This is a genomic window from Citrobacter sp. BDA59-3, from assembly GCF_015167655.1.
GTDB lineage: Bacteria > Pseudomonadota > Gammaproteobacteria > Enterobacterales > Enterobacteriaceae > Phytobacter > Phytobacter diazotrophicus.
The window spans coordinates 2,547,081-2,564,144 of record NZ_CP063427.1 but is presented as its reverse complement, the minus strand read 5'-3'; the positions used below and the strand labels follow the sequence as shown (position 1 = coordinate 2,564,144).

The window sequence follows — 17,064 nt, the reverse complement described above, 5'->3', positions numbered from 1 at the left end:
ATACGGCGTGAAGCACATCAGTACGCAAGAGTTAGTTGCCCTTATGCAAGACGCGGTAGATCGTTGCTCGACATTTCCGGTCTGGCCGCAGGGCGAAGCGCCCGGCGCCATTGCCAGCCCGACGGTTTTTCAACTGGAAGAAAATCATACTGGCCCGTCAGCGTTTGACCGTTCTGTCACCGGCGTTCGTGCGCCACAAATTACCGTTTACGCGCCGGAAAAACCCAATGGGGTTGGTATCCTCGTGACGCCTGGCGGCTCATACCGCCGCGTGGTACTCGATAAAGAAGGCAGCGCCCTGGCGCCCTTCTTCAACGCACGGGGTTACACACTCTTTGTGATGACCTATCGCCTTCCGGGTGACGGTCATACCGAAGGCGCCAACGCCCCGCTTGCCGATGTTCAACGCGCGATGCGCACCCTGCGGGCGCGGGCGCGTGAATGGCAGCTTGACCCGGATCGTCTGGGCGTGATGGGGTTTTCCGCAGGGGGCCATGCTGCCGCCAGCCTTGGGACACGCTACGCCGAAAAGGTCTATCCGGTACGGGATGACATTGATGGATTTAGCGCCCGTCCGGCATTTATGGCGTTGGTTTATCCGGTTATCACTATGCGGGCGGAGATTGACCATCCCGGTTCGCGCCACGAACTCATTGGCGATACGCCAACGGAGCAGCAGATTAATCATTATTCGTTAGAAGAACGCGCGGACAGTAATACGCCGCCGACCTTTTTACTCCACGCGGTGGATGACCCGGCGGTAAAGGTAGAAAACAGTGTGGTGATGTTTAGCGCGCTGCGTCGTCTTGGCGTGCCGGTTGAGATGCACCTTTTCGAGCTGGGCGCACATGGTTTTGGTATCCGCGATGCGCAGGGGTTACCTGCCGCGGTATGGCCGGATCTGATGATGAACTGGATGGAAACGAAGGTGTGAGTCGTAAATACGCGATCGAGCCGTGCCCTGAGTAGCCCTGGTAAGCTCAGCGCCACCGGGGATAATTCCCGGATGCGGCGGCGAACCACCTTATCCGGGCTACGCGATCGAGCCGTGCCCTGAGTAGTCCTGGTAAACGCAGCGCCACCGGGGAAATTCCCGGATGCGGCGGCAAACCGCCTTATCCGGGCTACGCGATCGAGCCGTGCCATGAGTAGCCCTGGTAAGCGCAGCGCCACCGGGGAAATTCCCGGATGCGGCGGCAAACCGCCTTATCCGGGCTACGCGATCGAGCCGTGCCCTGAGTAGCCCCGGTAAGCAAAGCGCCACCGGGGATATCCCGTTATGCCTGCAGATAGACCATCTGGGTTTGCAGATATTCTTCCAACCCATGACGGCCATCGGCACCGCCAATCCCTGACTTACGCCAGCCGGCATGGAATCCCTGCATTGCTTCGAAGTTCTCGCGGTTAATGTACGTTTCACCGAACTTCAGCCCCTTAATGGCTTTCATCGCGGTATTCAGGTTTTGCGTATAGACAGAGGACGTCAGACCGTAATCGCTGTCATTGGCCATCGCCAGCGCCTCTTCCAGCGTATCGAATGCCACAACTGGCAGCACCGGACCAAATGTCTCTTCATGCATAATGGACATCTCCTGACGCACATCCAGCAGCAGCGTTGGCGGATAGAAATAGCCTTTACCTTCTACCGCTTTACCGCCCAGCACCACGCGCGCCCCTTCCGACACCGCGCGGGCGACTTTGGATTCTACGCGCTCCAGGGCGGCGGCGTTAATTAACGGCCCCATTGCGATATCATTGCGCTGGCCTGGATCACCAAATTGCACCGCTTTCATCGCCTCGCCCAGGCGATTAACAAAACGGTCGTAAATGCCTTTCTGCACATAAACACGTTCGGCGCAGTTACAGACCTGCCCGGTGTTGATCACGCGGGAATCGACAATGGCTTTCACCGCTAATTCCAGATCGGCATCGTCAAGGACGATTGCCGGAGCTTTGCCGCCCAGTTCGAGGCAGACTTTGGTGATATTTTTCGCCGCCGCGGCCATGATTTTTTCGCCCGCGACCACGCTGCCCGTCATGCTGACCATCGCCACTTTCGGGTTGCCCGCCAGCTCCTGGCCCACGGTTTCACCCCGGCCCAGTACCAGGTTAAAGACCCCTTTGGGTAATCCCACTTCATGCACTATCTGCGCAAAAGCGATGGCGTTATTAGGGGTAAATTCACTCGGTTTGATGACAATGGTGTTGCCGGTAATCAGCGCTGGCGCCAGTTTGCGGGCAATCAGGAAGAACGGGAAGTTCCATGGCAGGATCCCGGTGGTGACGCCCAGCGGACGCTTGAAGACGAAGATATTTTCGCCGGGACGGTCGCTTTGGAGAATTTCACCTTCATAGCGACGCGCCCACTCCGACATATAATCGATATAGTCGGCGGTGAAATTGACTTCCACCTCCGCCAGTTGCTGGATTTTGCCGCCTTCGGCAACAATCAGCGCACTGATTTCGCTCGCTCTGGCACGAATACCGGCGGCAATTTTGCGTAACCACCCGGCGCGTTCTATGGCAGGCAATGCTTCCCACGCAGGCTGCGCTTTATCAGCGGCATCAATCGCTTTGCGCGCATCTTCCGCGGTCCCGTCCGGGATACGCGAGAGCAACGCTTCCGTTGCCGGGTTGGTGACATCAATCCAGGCATCGCCCTGCCAGGTAACAAATTGACCATCGATATACATAGGGTGCTGTACGGGTGCTGTCATGACCTGCTCCTGTAATGACATTGTTTTTAACAAGTGAACTCATTGTTAAAAATCTACAAGTGCACGGCCTGTTTCCCATGGTGGAGAGCGAGTTTTGTGAGTCAACTCATAAAAGAAAAGCATAAATGCAACAATGAAATAACATCAAACCAACATTGATTGCCCGTTTGCGCCAGCGTCGACGCAAACGGGCATCGTTTAAACCAGCGAACGCCGGCGCAGCTTTTCGTAAAGCAGCGCATCGGACTGAAGAATCTGCCACGCTTCCTCAACCGCCGGGGGAAAATCAACGTGAACAATAAAATCGCGTCCTGCCGGGCCATAGCCCTGCGCGTCATCTCTTAAGCGCGGCACTTCGCCCAGAATCAGTGATAAATACCGATCAACTGGCCATAGCCCTTCTTTCGGGGATACAAAAGCCAGACCATCGGCGGTATTCATTAGCTCAGGGGTAATCCCTGAGTAACTCAGCCAGTGGGGGGCACTGGCGCAGCCCTGGCTTGCCCGGGCAAATGTCGCCATCGTTCTGCGCTGCAGCGCGGGATCTTGCACAATCAATACGGTTTTGACGTTCATGCCGTTTGACAACATCATATCCATCGAGAACCGGGCATTTTCGCCGCAATTCGTCGACTGTTTTTCGACAAAAATCGTTTTGCGCTTAATCTTCCAGAATTTCTCTGCGATATCCGCAATGATTTCCGCCTCTTTGCGCCCCGTGGTAGGGATTAAATTGTAGGCAGAGTGCCGGGAAACCGCGGCGTAAAGGAATGGCGTGGAGTGCCCAATGCCGCCGCTAATGATCAGCGGAATATGCTGAGCCGAAGCTATAGCACAGGCGGCATCAATCACTGGAATCACCGAATGGCCAGGAATGATGACCGCATCGGCACGCACGGGGGTCGGCTTGCTAACAAAATCATTTTGCGCCAGCCACTGACCCAGCGTATTGGCAGCCGCAAGCGTCTGTTCAGCCAGGCGGGGAAAATTCATCATGGAAAGAGCCCTCCATTTTTAAGCCTCAGTACAGCTTAGTGAAGCGTAACTACAGCGTAAAGCACCCTACGATCCCGTCCATTATGCCGACCCTTCCCTGGGCATTGTTATCTTTAAGCGCTTTCCAACAAAACCTGAGCTTTCTAATACACTTGAAATATTCACGCCGTGAACGATAAACTCGTTAGATATCTAACTAATCATCAGAAAACGATATGGATAACCGCGACCTCACTTTCTCTCACCTGCTCTATCTCACGGCCCATCACTGGCGCCTGGCGGTTGACCGTCGCCTGCGAGGGTTGGGCATGAGTCAGGCCAGTTGGGTTGCGGTCGCCGCTATCGCGCGCAATGAAACCCCGCTGTCGCAGAGTGAACTCGCACAGGAGTTGGGCATTGAGAACGCCACGCTGGTGCCGCTGATTAATCGCCTGGTGGAACAGCAACTGGTAGAGCGCGTACTGACCGATCAGGACAAGCGCAAACGCCTGCTGGTCGCAACAGAGCAAGGCATGGCGCTTTACCATCAGGTAAAGACCGTGGCAGATAGCCTGCGCGAAGAAATTTTATCGGTCATCAGCCCTGAGGAGCAGGCACAAACCCGCCGGGTGCTGGAAAAACTGCTCATTGAGGTTGAGAAGAAGTAATGCGCCTGCCGAAAAGCGATCCGTATGCGCCACGAGAATGGGCGCCCCACGAAAAGCCGATGCTGCTGGGATCACCCTCGACCCCGTTTCACAGCACGCCGAAACGCATCGCCTATGGCATCGTTGGCCTGCTGGTCTGTATGACCGGGGCGCTGGGTAATGCCATGGTCACCGCTAATCTGCAAAACCTGCAAGGTACCTTTGCCGCCTGGTCGACGGAAATTGCCTGGCTGCCCGCCGTCTACGTAATGACGAATGTGTCTATTAACCTGCTGCTGGTCAAGTTCCGCCAGCAGTTTGGGCTGCGCGCCTTTACCGAAGGATTTTTGGTACTGTACGTGCTGGTGACCTTCTTTCACCTCTTCGTTAACGATCTCAGTTCAGCCTTACTGGTGCGCGCGGCCCACGGCATGGTCGCTGCCGCACTCAGTTCGCTTGGGATCTATTATCAAATTCAGGCCTGGCCTGCCCGTCATCGACTGAAAGCCCTGACGATCGGCATCACCGGTTCGTCGCTGGCTATTCCCATCGCGAGGCTGTTTTCCACCGAACTCCTGCAACTTGATGAATGGCGTGGCCTGTACTTTTTCGAACTGGGTCTGGCGCTGATCTCCCTCGCCTGCGTGATGATGCTCAAACTTCCGCCCGGCGATCGCAAGAAAGTCTTTGAAAAGAAGGATTTTATTACCTTCTTTTTGCTTGCGCCCGGTATGGCGCTGATTTGCGCCGTACTGTCGCTGGGTCGTCTCGACTGGTGGTTTGAAGCGCCGTGGATTGGCTGGTCACTGGCGCTGGCGGTGGTGTTGATTGTGAGCGCTATTGTGTTCGAGCATAACCGCAGCAACCCGCTCTTAAATACGCGCTGGCTCTCCAGCGGCAGCATTGTGCGGCTTGGTTTAATCATGCTGTTAATCCGTATCGTGCTGGCAGAGCAAAACACCGGTGTATTTGGCTGGTTGCAGTATGTCGGTTTGCAGAACGAACAGATGACCAACCTTGCGTGGTCTATTCTTGCCGGGATTATCTGCGGCATTATCGCCAGTTGTCTGACGATCAAGCCCCAACGCCTGTCCTGGCCTATCGTTACCTCGCTGGTATTGATGATCATTGCCTCGCTGATGGACAGCCAGTCAACCAGCCTGACGCGCCCGGACCAACTGATGATAAGCCAGTTTTTGCTCGGTTTTGGCAGCGCCTTCTTCCTCGCGCCCGCCATGCTGGCCGGGATCGGCGGCGTGGTAGCCGATCCGCGTAATCTGGTTAGCTTTTCGGTACTGTTTGGGATGAGCCAAAATATTGGCGGCCTACTGGGTTCGGCCATTCTGGGGACATTCCAGACCTGGCGTGAGAAATACCACTCCAGCCTGCTTGCCGACCAGCTCACCACGCTTAACCCACTGGTCAACGAACGGCTGCAACTCTACAGCCAGATGTACCAGAGCATGATCGGTGACAGTACGTTACTGAGCGTACAGGCCGCCACCCAACTGCAAAACGTCTCGACGCTGGAAGCGAATATTCTCGCTTATAACGATACTTATCTGTTAACCGCCTCCGTCGCGGCAGCCACCCTGGTGTGGATATTCTGGCGACTGCTACGCCTGCGTATCACCGCGCGTATCGTATTAAGACAGGCAACCGGAACCAAAAAATAAGAGTGTTAACTTTACTGGAGTATCTATGAGCCAGCAGGATGCCGCCAAAGAGCGGGCAAATACCCGCAGTAACCTGCGTGTTGTATCAATTTTCGCCGCTGCCGCTATTGGCATCGTTGGCGTACTGGTGATTCTTTATGCCTGGCAGTTGCCCCCTTTTACCCGGCAAACCCAGTTTACCGATAACGCCTACGTGCGCGGTCTGACGACTTTCATCAGTCCTCAGGTGAACGGCTATATTACGCAGGTGAATGTTCAGGATTTTGCCAGGGTAAAAAAAGGCGACCTGCTGATGCAGATTGACGATCGTATTTATCGTCAGCGCGTCCATCAGGCACAGGCGCAACTGGCAATGAAAATCGCCGCGCTGAATAACAATATTCAGCAACGGAAAAGTGCCGAGGCGGTGATTCAGCGTAACGAGGCAGCGCTGGCCAGTGCGAAAGCGCAGAATATCCAGTCGCAGGCGAACCTTAAACGCGTAAAAGCCCTGAGTGAAGACGGTTCGCTCTCTGTTCGTGAACGCGACGCGGCTCTCGCCAGCGCGGCGCAGGGCAATGCCAGTATTGCGCAGGCACAGGCCACCCTTGACGTCTCCCGTCAGGATCTGCAAACCACTATCGTTAATCGCGGTTCCCTGGAAGCGGATGTGGAAAATGCCAAAGCGGCGCTAGAACTGGCAGACATCGACCTGCAAAACACCCGCATTGTCGCCCCGCGCGACGGCCAGCTTGGACAAATTAGCGTCAGACTGGGGGCATATGTCACCGCCGGTACGCACCTGACGTCGCTGGTCCCCGCCCAACACTGGGTTATCGCCAATCTTAAAGAGACGCAACTGGCGAATGTTCATCCTGGTCAGCCGGTACGATTCACCGTCGATGCGCTCGACGGTAAAGCGTTTGAAGGCCGTGTGGAGAGTATCTCTCCGGCGACTGGCGTGGAATTTAGCGCCATCTCACCGGACAACGCCACGGGCAACTTTGTGAAAATCGCCCAGCGTATCCCGGTGCGCATTGAAGTGAATGGCAAAGAAGAAGACGTCGCCCGCCTGCGCCCCGGCATGTCGGTACAGGTCCATATTGATACCCGGGAGGCGAAGCAATGACTGTGCGTCCTCTCGTGGCACTCACTTGCCTGTTGCTGACGGCGTGTCAGTCCGTTGACGTAAAACCGGCGAAACCCACGTTACAGATCCCGGCGGCCTGGCGGAGCGCCGTTGGTCCGTCGAGCCCGGTCGAAAAGGTCTGGTGGCGCAATTTTCACGATAATGCGCTCAACGGTTATGTAGACCAGGCGCTGCGCTATAACAGCGACGTGCTGATTGCCCGTGAGCGAGTCAATGAGTACCAGGCACGGGTTTACGGCACAGAGGGCAGTCTTTTTCCTTCGCTCAGTGCCGGTGTGAGCGGCACGCGCGCCCGGAGCCAGTCTGCGGCCACCGGCCTGCCTATCTACAGCACCTTGTATAAAGGCACGCTCACGGCCAGTTACGATGTGGATATCTGGGGCGTTCATCGCACTACCAGCGATGCCGCACAAGCCTCGCTGGCGGCACAAAAAGCCGCAGCCGCAGCGGCTGATTTAACCGTCGCCGCCTCGGTTGCCTCCGGCTATGTCAGTCTGCTTTCGCTTGATAATCAATTACGGGTAACAGAATCGACCTTAAAAGCCCGGGAAGAAGCGTTCAGGCTGGCGCAGCGTCAGTATGAAACGGGATACAGCTCGCGGTTGGAACTGATGCAGTCAGATTCTGAGATGCGCGCGACGCGGGCACAAATTCCCGGTTTACGTCACCAAATCGCCCAGCAGGAAAATGCGCTTAGTCTGCTCATTGGCGCCAACCCTGGCAGCATCGCCCGGCAAAATGAACTCGATCAACTCACGCCGCTGAGCATCCCGTCAAACCTGCCATCGTCACTGCTTAATCGTCGCCCGGATATTGCCCAGGCGGAGCAACAGTTGATCGCCGCCGATGCCACGCTGGCTTCCGCGCGCGCCAGTTTGCTGCCATCCATCAATCTCACCGCCACGGGCAGCATTCAGGACAGAACCCTGCCCGGCTTGTTGGATAACCCGCTCCAGCTATGGAGTGTTGGCGGCAGTATTCTGGCTCCGTTGCTTAATCGTCAGGCGCTGAATGCGCAGGTAGACGTGACAGCGTCACAACGAAACCAGGCGCTGTATAGCTATGAAAAGACGGTAAGAAATGCCTTTAAAGAGGTCAACGACAGTCTGGATGCGATAATGCATTTGCAGGAACAACTGGCGGAATTGCAGGCGCAAACGCTGGTCGCGCAGGAGGCATTACGCATTGCGCAAAACCGCTATCGCAATGGTTACTCGTCCTATCTTGATGAGCTTGATGCCCAACGCACGCTCTTCTCCGCGCAGCTCAGCGTCGTTCAGGCCAAAAGTAACCTGTTACTGGCACAAATCGATTTATATCGCGCACTCGGCGGTGGATGGTCCACGCCCGCAGTGCGCGATTAACCAGGGAGTTATGTTATGCAGAAACAGTGGTTCAATGTTGATAACTATCTGATTGAAAAACTCATCCCAAAAGATGACGTCCTTGAGCAGGTGTTGGTGAATAACCAGCAGGCAGGGCTTCCCGCCTTTGATGTGGCGGCCAACCAGGGTCAGTTACTGGCCCTTTTTGTGCGCATGACGGGGGCTAAACGTATCCTTGAGATAGGGACTCTCGGTGGCTACAGCACCATCTGGATGGCGCGCGAGTTACCGACCGACGGGGAATTGTTGACGCTGGAAGCCGACGCGCATCACGCCAGTATTGCCCGGCAGAATCTGCAATTGGCAGGAGTGGCTGAGCGAGTAAAGCTTATTGAAGGCCCTGCACTCAATTCCCTTGAACAACTGGGCGAACATCCGCCGTTTGATCTGATTTTCATTGATGCCGACAAACCGAGCAACCCGGATTACCTGCGCTGGGCACTGCGCTATTCCCGCCCCGGTACGTTAATCATTGGTGATAATGTGGTTCGCGACGGTGAAGTGACCAACCCACAGAGTGATGACGCAAGGGTTCAGGGCGTCAGAACCTTTATTGAGATGCTGGGCGAAGACCCACGGCTGACCGCGACCGCGATTCAGACCGTAGGCGTTAAAGGGTGGGATGGATTTACCCTGGCGTGGGTGAATGCGTAAGCGTTAGTTCCCGGAAGGCATCGTGCGGCCTGATGCCCTCACCCAGGCCCTCTCCCTCAGGGAGAGGGGAGCGTTCGTGCTCGCATTTTTTGTGGGGATCCCTCTCCCACAGGAGAGGGAGAAAATCTGCACCGCATTCGGGATGCAAGAAAAAACTACGCGCTCACCTGCTCCATCGCCTGCAACACGCGCTTATCGGAAACCGGATACGGTGTGCCGAGTTGCTGCGCAAAATAACTGACGCGAAGCTCTTCAATCATCCAGCGAACCGCTTTGACCTCTTCATCTTCACGACGCGCTGGCGGTAGCTTGTTCAGCCACTGCTGCCACGCCTGCTGAACTTGCTCGACTTTCAGCATTTGTGCCCGGTCGCGGTGCGGATCAACCGCCAGCTTCTCCAGACGCTTCTCAATGGCGTGCAGATAGCGCAGCGTATCACCCAGACGGCGGAAACCATTGCCAGTGACAAAACCACGGTAGACCAGCCCGCTCATTTGCGCCTTAATATCTGACAACCCCAGCGCCATGGTCATATCCACACGCCCTTTCAGACGCTTGTTAATATTGAACACCGCCGTGAGGATCTGCTCGACCTGTTTGGCTATCTCAACGACCGTTTCATTCAAGTCAGCACGGACTTTCTCATGCAGCGCCGTAAAGCCCTCTTCCGTCCAGACTGGTCCCCCCGCCTCGTCAATCAACTTATCGACGCCGCACGAGATACAATCATCAATCAGATCCAGTACTTTGCCATACGGGTTAAAGTACAGCCCGAGCTTGGCTTTGTTCGGCAACTTCTCATGTAAGTATTTGATGGGCGATGGAATATTCAACAACAGCAGACGGCGTAAGCCGTTCCACATAGCCTGTTGCTGATCAAGCGGATTATCAAACAGCTTAATGGCTACGCTGTCGCGCTCATCCACCAGCGCAGGCCAGGCCTTCACCTTATAGTTGCCGCGTTTCTGCTCGTAACTTTCCGGAAGCTGTCCGAAGCTCCAGATATGCAGCCCACTTTGTTCGATACCGTCGTCTGCCACCGCAGACAGAGTCTCCTGCACTTTTCCTTTCAGCGACGCTTTCAGTGCACTTAATGACGGCCCTTCTGACAGTTTCTTGTTCTTCTCATCCACCACCCTGAAGGTGATTTTCAGATGATCGGGAACCTGATCCCAGTGCCAGTCATCGCGATCAATCGTGTGCCCCGTCATACGCCGAAGCTCACGCTCCAGCGCATCTAATAGCGGCAGTTCAAGCGGCGTTACGCGGCCTAAAAACGCTTCCGCATAGTTTGGCGCTGGCACAAAGTTGCGTCGTACCGGTTTGGGTAACGACTTAATCAGGGCAATGACCAGCTCACGACGCAGCCCCGGTATTTGCCATTCAAAGCCGCTTTCTTCAACCTGATTGAGCAACGGCAGCGGAATATGCACCGTCACGCCGTCGGCATCCGCACCCGGTTCAAACTGATAGGTAAGACGCAGTTTCAGGTTGCCCTGATGCCAGAAGTTCGGGTAGTCCAGCTTGCTGACCTTCTCCGCCCCTTCTTTGATCAGCATACTCTTTTCAAAATTGAGCAGATCCGGGGTTTCACGGCTCGCCTTCTTCCACCAGCTATCAAAGTGGCGGGCAGAAATCACATCGTGGCTGATGCGCTGGTCATAGAACTCAAACAGCGTATCGTCATCGACCAGAATGTCGCGGCGACGGGATTTATGTTCAAGCTCTTCGATTTCGGCACGCAATTTGAGGTTGTCGCGGAAAAACGCATGGCGCGTCTGCCAGTCGCCTTCCACCAGCGCGTGGCGAATGAACAACTCACGGCACAGGGCCGGATCAATCTGGCTGTAGTTCACGCTACGGGCAGCCACGATCGGCAAACCGTAAACCGTCACTTTCTCCGTTGCCATCACTGCGCCCTGCGAACGTTCCCAGTGCGGTTCACTGTAAGAACGTTTGATCAGATGCTGAGCGACAGGCTCTACCCATTCCGGATCGATGCGCGCCGCGATGCGCCCCCACAGGCGGCTGGTTTCGACCAGTTCAGCCACAATGACCCATTTCGGCGGCTTTTTGAATAAACCGGAACCAGGGAAAATAGAGAAACGCGCATTGCGCGCACCTGTGAACTCCTGCTTGTCAGCATCTTTCATCCCGATATGCGACAGTAGCCCGGTCAGCAATGCGATATGGATTTCGCGGTACTCTGCCGGTTCACTGTTCACCGGGATCCCCAACTCTTTCACCACCTGGCGCAGTTGGGTATAGATATCCTGCCACTCGCGCACGCGCAGGTAGTTGAGGTAATCCAGCTTGCACTGGCGGCGGAACTGATTCGACGAGAGGGCTTTCTGCTGCTCGCCAAGGTAGTTCCACAGATTCACGAACGCAAGGAAATCAGACTCTTTATCGTGGAAACGACGGTGCTTTTCATCGGACGCCTGCTGCTTGTCCATTGGACGTTCACGCGGATCCTGAATAGACAACGCTGAGGTGATGATCATCGCCTCGCGTACACAGCCGTGTTTTTGCGCTTCCAACACCATGCGAGCCAGACGCGGGTCTACCGGCAACTGGCTGAGCTGACGCCCAAGTGGGGTTAATTTATAAGCAGTGGCCTGCTCATCAGTGGTGATAGCACCGAGTTCTTCCAGCAGACGCACACCGTCCTGAATATTGCGTTTATCCGGCGCTTCAACAAAAGGAAACGCGGCAATATCGCCCAGTCCCAGCGCGGTCATTTGCAGAATAACGGACGCCAGGTTGGTACGCAGGATTTCCGGGTCGGTAAATTCCGGACGGGAGAGGAAATCGTCTTCTGAATAGAGACGAATACAGATCCCTTCGGAAACACGCCCGCAGCGCCCTTTACGCTGGTTAGCAGAAGCCTGGGAAACCGGCTCAATCGGCAGGCGTTGTACTTTGGTACGGTAACTGTAGCGGCTGATACGCGCAGTACCGGGGTCGATCACATATTTAATACCCGGCACCGTCAGCGACGTTTCCGCAACGTTGGTCGCCAGTACAATGCGTCGCCCGCTGTGTGACTGGAAAACGCGGTTCTGCTCACTGTTAGACAGCCGCGCATAGAGTGGCAACACTTCCGTATGACGCAGATCGCGCTTGTTCAGCGCATCGGCGGTATCGCGGATTTCACGCTCACCGCTCATAAAAATCAGGATATCGCCCGGCGCTTCCTGGCTTAGTTCATCCACCGCATCGAAAATGGCCTGTAGCTGATCGCGCTCGGTATCGTCCGCCTCTTCGACAATGGGTCGGTAGCGTACTTCCACCGGATAAGTACGACCGGATACTTCAATGATCGGCGCATTATTAAAGTGGCGCGAGAAACGCTCCGGATCGATGGTCGCCGACGTAATGATAATTTTCAGATCCGGACGCCGGGGTAGCAGCTCTTTCAGGTAGCCGAGCAGGAAATCAATGTTCAGACTGCGCTCGTGCGCTTCATCGATAATAATGGTGTCGTACTGCATCAACAGGCGATCCTGCTGGATTTCTGCCAGCAGGATGCCGTCAGTCATCAACTTCACCAGGGTGTTGTCGCTGACATGATCGCTAAAACGGACTTTATAGCCGATACAAGCGCCCGGCTCGGTTTGTAGCTCTTCGGCAATGCGGTTTGCGACGGTGCGTGCCGCCAGGCGGCGCGGCTGGGTATGGCCAATCAGCCCTTTCACCCCACGACCCAGTTCCATACAAATTTTTGGCAACTGGGTGGTTTTCCCGGAGCCGGTTTCACCCGCAACGATCACGACCTGATTGTCACGTACAGCCTCAAGGATCGCCTGTTTCTTCTGACTTACCGGCAGGTTATCGGGATAGGTAATGGCGGGACGTGAGGCTTCACGCAGCATCACCTTCCCTGCGGCTTCGTTCATCTCCTGAGCCATCGCCTGAATAATGCCCTGCTGTGCTTCAGGATTTTTAACTTTCTTTGCTCCCTGCAGGCGGCGGGCAAAACGCAACCGATCGCGTAGCATCAGCGAGTCTAACTGCTGATGAAGATCGGATAAGGTCAATTTCTTTTGTTCTGTCATAGTGTTATCGGTCAGCGCACTGACGGGAAAAATCTCTTTGGCTTAATACTTGTAGGATACCACATCGTAATAAATCATTTCTTGTTCAAGAAATTTGAATAGAGGATTCGATATATTGCGCTATTCATGCAGCAATTTTGTGAATAGAGTGTCATTCAGTAACGGGGCACGCGCCCCCATATCAAATAACAAGGATACACCCATGAGCAAAGTATTAGTTCTTAAATCCAGTATTCTGGCAGGGTACTCTCAGTCTGGTCAGTTGGCTGACTATTTCGTTGATCAGTGGAAAGCAAAACACGCCGCTGATGAGATCACCGTTCGCGATCTGGCGGCAAACCCTATTCCGGTGCTGGATGGCGAACTGGTTGGCGCGCTGCGTCCTTCCGACGCCCCGCTGACACCGCGTCAGCAGGAAGCGCTGGCCCTTTCTGACGAACTGATTGCAGAACTGCAAGCGCATGATGTGATCGTCATTAATGCCCCGATGTACAACTTCAACATCCCGACACAGCTGAAAAACTATTTTGACCTGGTGGCTCGTGCTGGCGTCACCTTCCGTTATACCGAGAAAGGCCCGGAAGGTCTGGTAACCGGTAAACGCGTTGTTGTTGTTTCCAGCCGCGGCGGTATTCACAAAGATACCCCAAGCGATCTGGTTGCACCGTACCTGAAACTGTTCCTGGGCTTTATCGGTATTACCGACGTGAACTTCGTGTTTGCAGAAGGTATTGCTTACGGTCCGGAAGTTGCCACCAAAGCGCAGACCGACGCAAAAGCGGCGATCGACAGCCTGGTCGCAGCCTAAGTGTTATTACCCTCCTGCGCTCGCAGGAGGGTTCTGTTTCTCCAGCAATGTCTCCACTTCCTTATCTGCTTTAATATTGATGTCGTGCTCGATCTTCACATTCATATTGATGGTAATCGGCTCTTTCGGCGCAGCCACTTCAATCCTCGGCGTACAGGCAGCCAGCATCATCGTCATCATTATCACTGGCAGGGTTTTCATTGTTTATCCTCACACTCTATTCCGTTCGCACAGGGAACCGCAGGCAGCTTTGCCTTTTGTTTTAGTAGCGACTGAAGATTGTCGCCGAAGCGCAAACTGCGCCACAACGCAAAGACATTCTCTTCGTGGGTATAGTTCAGGTTCACCGTATTACTTTTTCCTTCTACAAAACTGGTGCCTTTAATGGCCGCCTTCATTTTTAGCACGCCCTGACGGTCCAAATTGAGCGTCGTCCATGAGCGTGAAATCTCCATATAGCGCAGCCAGTTGATAGCCGCACCGGCTGCTATGTTGTCTTTCACCAGCGCATCTGCCGTGTCTTTATCCACGCGCAAAGTCATGGGGCCGGGGTTATGCAGCCAGCCGTCTTTGATAATCCATGTGCCGTTGTTATCGAGCCATAACGGTAGCGCGCCGTCAAAAGGACCAGACATCGCAAACTGTTTAGGGTTAATGGCGCTGATTAACTCGCTTGATGAGATATTGCGCAAGCGGAGCAGAGCCGGATCGCGTTGCGGTAAACGTAACTGACTCATCGTGACCTTGCCGCCCAACACATCAATACTGACGTTACTCAACTGTAAGGGATTTTCTTCACTCCAGGGATAACTGCCCTGTAAATCGGCGGCAATATTGCGTGCCGTCACCTGGTTAACCACTTCGCCAATACGCAACGAAACCGGCCTGCGTGTACCCAGTTGCCAGTGACCTTCGCGGTAACGGAAAGGAAGAACAAAATCGACACCGGAGAGTTGGTTATCCGGCATCCAGGCGCTGCCGCCACGCAACACCCCGTGCCCACCCGCCTCAAAACCCTGCCCGGCGGCGGCAGAAAAGGCCACCTGGGCATACAAAGAACCGTCCAATAAATTCATCTTCCAGTCTGGCGGCACCAACGGCTGGAACACTGTCAGCGACTGGCGCGGCCACCAGGCCTGGCCGCGCAGGCGCTCACCGTCCCAGCGTCCGTTTACCCGTACCGGGCCAATTTTTTCAGCGCGTAAATCGCCTTTGAACTGGAAGATGGTGGGTTCGCTCCCTTCTACGCTAAACGTTAACGTTGAAGGTGGCAGCACGCTCCCGCCAGTGAAGGTGGTCTTCCCGGCATCCAGGGTTAACGCGCCACTAAAAAAGGGGTGATCCTCATCGCGCAACCAACGCACCGGCTCATTCAACACCAGACGAGGCGAGCTTACATGCATCGTGCCGTACTGCAACTGGTCGAAACCGGTAGATAGATCGCTGAGCAAAATGGTTTTGTCACGCCATTCGCCGCGTCCGTTGACATCCCAGCGGGCGCTCATTGGGGTAAAGTTACCCGTCCCCCAGTAACGCCATTGCCACAAACCATCGTCTGGCAGAAAATCACGCGCCTGGCCGTCAAGGTGTAAAACAAAATCCCCCATCGCATTTTCATGGGCACGCAAAATGGCCTGTAAGCGCCCGTCCACGCCTTTCGGAGTAACTTTAACGCCCGCCAGTGGCCAGCGAATATCATCAATATTGAGCGCGTCGATCACGCGTCCGCTTGAGCGCAACAGCGCGCCGGGCGTAAATGCCAGTGTCGGGTCGCTGAGCCCGCCCGTCAGATGCGCAGGCAGCACGGCGTAGAAGATCATCTCTCCCTGTTTAGCTTCACCCGTCAGTTGCAGTGGCATATCGCTGTTCACCATATTCAGACGCCCCGGTCCTATGGTGAGTACCGCATTCCCTTTTCCGGCATCGCCCTGCGTCAGAACGTTCAGACGCCCGCTGATTTCTGCTTTCTGCAAACCCTCCTGCCAGCCATCAATACGTAATCCGACGCGCCCGCTTAGTGGGAAACCCTGATAAGGCCAGTTCCAGCGCCCATCGCTGATGGTTAACCGTTCACGTGTCGCCTGCCAGGGCAGATCCAAAATAGGTTCCGGATTGTCGCGTGCGGTAATAATGAGTTGCCCTTCATTATTGCGCCACTCCAGATCGGCATCGACCAGCGACGGTTCCGTTGGCAGCGTGAGCGTGGTCTGGGCATGGCCATTAACCGGTATGCCGTTAGGTACATTTGGCAGGACAAACTCGCCGCTCAGCGTGACAGGCTGTTCGCCCTCGATCAGACGTAACTGCATTTGTGTCAGGGTGAGCATCTGTCCGCGCAGACGGGCCTTAAAGGAGACCTGGTCGCCGTTATAGTGAAGATCCTGATTCTCTTTGGATAACGCCAGCGAGATTTTTCCTTGCCACTCTTGCCAGGGCGAGACGGTGAAACGGTCAATGTTAACCCACGTTTTCGGCAACATGGATTGCCATTCGGCCAGCGTTGTCGGCGCACCTGGCGACGGTTCTGTCTCAGGAAGTTTCGCTAAACAGGTGGTGTTGATGTCCAGCGACCCTATATCCAGTTTCCAGCGGCTCGGGTGCGTCAGTTGCGCATTTTTGACCAGCGCCACAGGACAATCTTCAATCAGGTAATGCAGGTCCGGGATTTGCAGCGAGTGACGGGTAAAACGTGGGCTTTCTTCGAAGACTATACGTGTGCCTGCGGGCAGCCAGATGCCTGCAAGCGTCGGCACCCAATACGCGAGCGTCAGCAGCAGCGTCAACGGCAGCAGAATAAACAGCAGTAGCAATGCGATTGCGGCTTTGTATTTACCCTTCATGGGCAGTTAATATCCTGATTTTGCGTATAATTAAGCCGATTCTGGCCATTATTGTGGCATGTTTAGCCTGACAGGTGAAGTCGCTGCCCCTTTTAAGCGTAGATGTTTTAAACTGTTTTATATGTCTCTGTTTATCAATTATTTTTTAGTATTTACACAATTATTTTAACCATGT

General features: G+C 54.9%; 12 protein-coding genes. 7 read left to right on the top strand and 5 right to left on the bottom strand.

Annotated elements, in window-relative coordinates; genetic code table 11:
• Window positions 1-43: 43 nt before the first annotated feature.
• Window positions 44-934, top strand: coding sequence for an alpha/beta hydrolase (locus tag IP582_RS12050; RefSeq protein WP_370551811.1), 891 nt, complete (start codon window positions 44-46; stop codon window positions 932-934).
• A 343-nt stretch (window positions 935-1,277) separates the two neighbouring features.
• On the opposite strand, the gene aldA is transcribed toward IP582_RS12050, so the two are convergent.
• Together aldA and IP582_RS12040 are read right to left on the bottom strand one after the other, a co-directional pair.
• Window positions 1,278-2,717 carry an aldehyde dehydrogenase gene (gene aldA, locus IP582_RS12045; RefSeq protein WP_039076983.1) on the bottom strand — a complete coding sequence of 480 codons (1,440 nt, stop codon included), beginning with the start codon at window positions 2,715-2,717 and terminating at the stop codon, window positions 1,278-1,280.
• Window positions 2,718-2,915: 198 nt separating this feature from the next.
• A complete protein-coding gene (locus IP582_RS12040) occupies window positions 2,916-3,713 on the bottom strand; it encodes a YdcF family protein (RefSeq protein WP_193796089.1) in 798 nt (265 codons plus the stop codon).
• Window positions 3,714-3,928: 215 nt separating this feature from the next.
• Between IP582_RS12040 and IP582_RS12035 the strand changes: the two genes are divergently transcribed.
• From IP582_RS12035 to IP582_RS12015, 5 genes are read left to right on the top strand one after another with little or no spacing between them, the layout of a single operon-like run.
• On the top strand, window positions 3,929-4,360 hold the full coding sequence (locus IP582_RS12035; RefSeq protein ID WP_071194114.1) for a MarR family winged helix-turn-helix transcriptional regulator: 432 nt from the start codon (window positions 3,929-3,931) through the stop codon (window positions 4,358-4,360).
• Complete coding sequence (locus IP582_RS12030; protein ID WP_039076980.1) at window positions 4,360-6,015, top strand: MFS transporter; 1,656 nt, start codon at window positions 4,360-4,362, stop codon at window positions 6,013-6,015. The genes IP582_RS12035 and IP582_RS12030 overlap by 1 nt, the downstream gene beginning before the upstream one ends.
• Window positions 6,016-6,040: 25 nt before the next feature.
• Window positions 6,041-7,123 (top strand): HlyD family secretion protein, encoded by a 1,083-nt coding sequence (locus tag IP582_RS12025; protein ID WP_039076979.1) that lies wholly within the window; start codon window positions 6,041-6,043, stop codon window positions 7,121-7,123.
• On the top strand, window positions 7,120-8,508 hold the full coding sequence (locus IP582_RS12020) for an efflux transporter outer membrane subunit (RefSeq protein ID WP_193796088.1): 1,389 nt from the start codon (window positions 7,120-7,122) through the stop codon (window positions 8,506-8,508). The genes IP582_RS12025 and IP582_RS12020 overlap by 4 nt, the downstream gene beginning before the upstream one ends.
• Window positions 8,509-8,523: 15 nt before the next feature.
• Window positions 8,524-9,183: an O-methyltransferase gene (locus tag IP582_RS12015; RefSeq protein WP_193796087.1), complete on the top strand. Its 660-nt coding sequence runs from the start codon at window positions 8,524-8,526 to the stop codon at window positions 9,181-9,183.
• Window positions 9,184-9,338: 155 nt separating this feature from the next.
• On the opposite strand, the gene hrpA is transcribed toward IP582_RS12015, so the two are convergent.
• A complete protein-coding gene (hrpA, locus tag IP582_RS12010; RefSeq protein ID WP_193796086.1) occupies window positions 9,339-13,241 on the bottom strand; it encodes an ATP-dependent RNA helicase HrpA in 3,903 nt (1,300 codons plus the stop codon).
• 202 nt (window positions 13,242-13,443) lie between these two features.
• Here hrpA and azoR point away from each other — a divergent pair, with 202 nt between their 5' ends.
• Window positions 13,444-14,049 carry an FMN-dependent NADH-azoreductase gene (azoR, locus tag IP582_RS12005; RefSeq protein ID WP_039076975.1) on the top strand — a complete coding sequence of 202 codons (606 nt, stop codon included), beginning with the start codon at window positions 13,444-13,446 and terminating at the stop codon, window positions 14,047-14,049.
• Window positions 14,050-14,055: 6 nt separating this feature from the next.
• On the opposite strand, the gene IP582_RS12000 is transcribed toward azoR, so the two are convergent.
• Together IP582_RS12000 and IP582_RS11995 are read right to left on the bottom strand one after the other, a co-directional pair.
• Window positions 14,056-14,250, bottom strand: a complete 195-nt coding sequence (locus tag IP582_RS12000) for a YnbE family lipoprotein (protein WP_039076974.1) — start codon at window positions 14,248-14,250, stop codon at window positions 14,056-14,058.
• Window positions 14,247-16,889: a YdbH family protein gene (locus IP582_RS11995; RefSeq protein ID WP_193796085.1), complete on the bottom strand. Its 2,643-nt coding sequence runs from the start codon at window positions 16,887-16,889 to the stop codon at window positions 14,247-14,249. The genes IP582_RS12000 and IP582_RS11995 overlap by 4 nt, the downstream gene beginning before the upstream one ends.
• Between the last annotated feature and the right edge of the window lie 175 nt (window positions 16,890-17,064).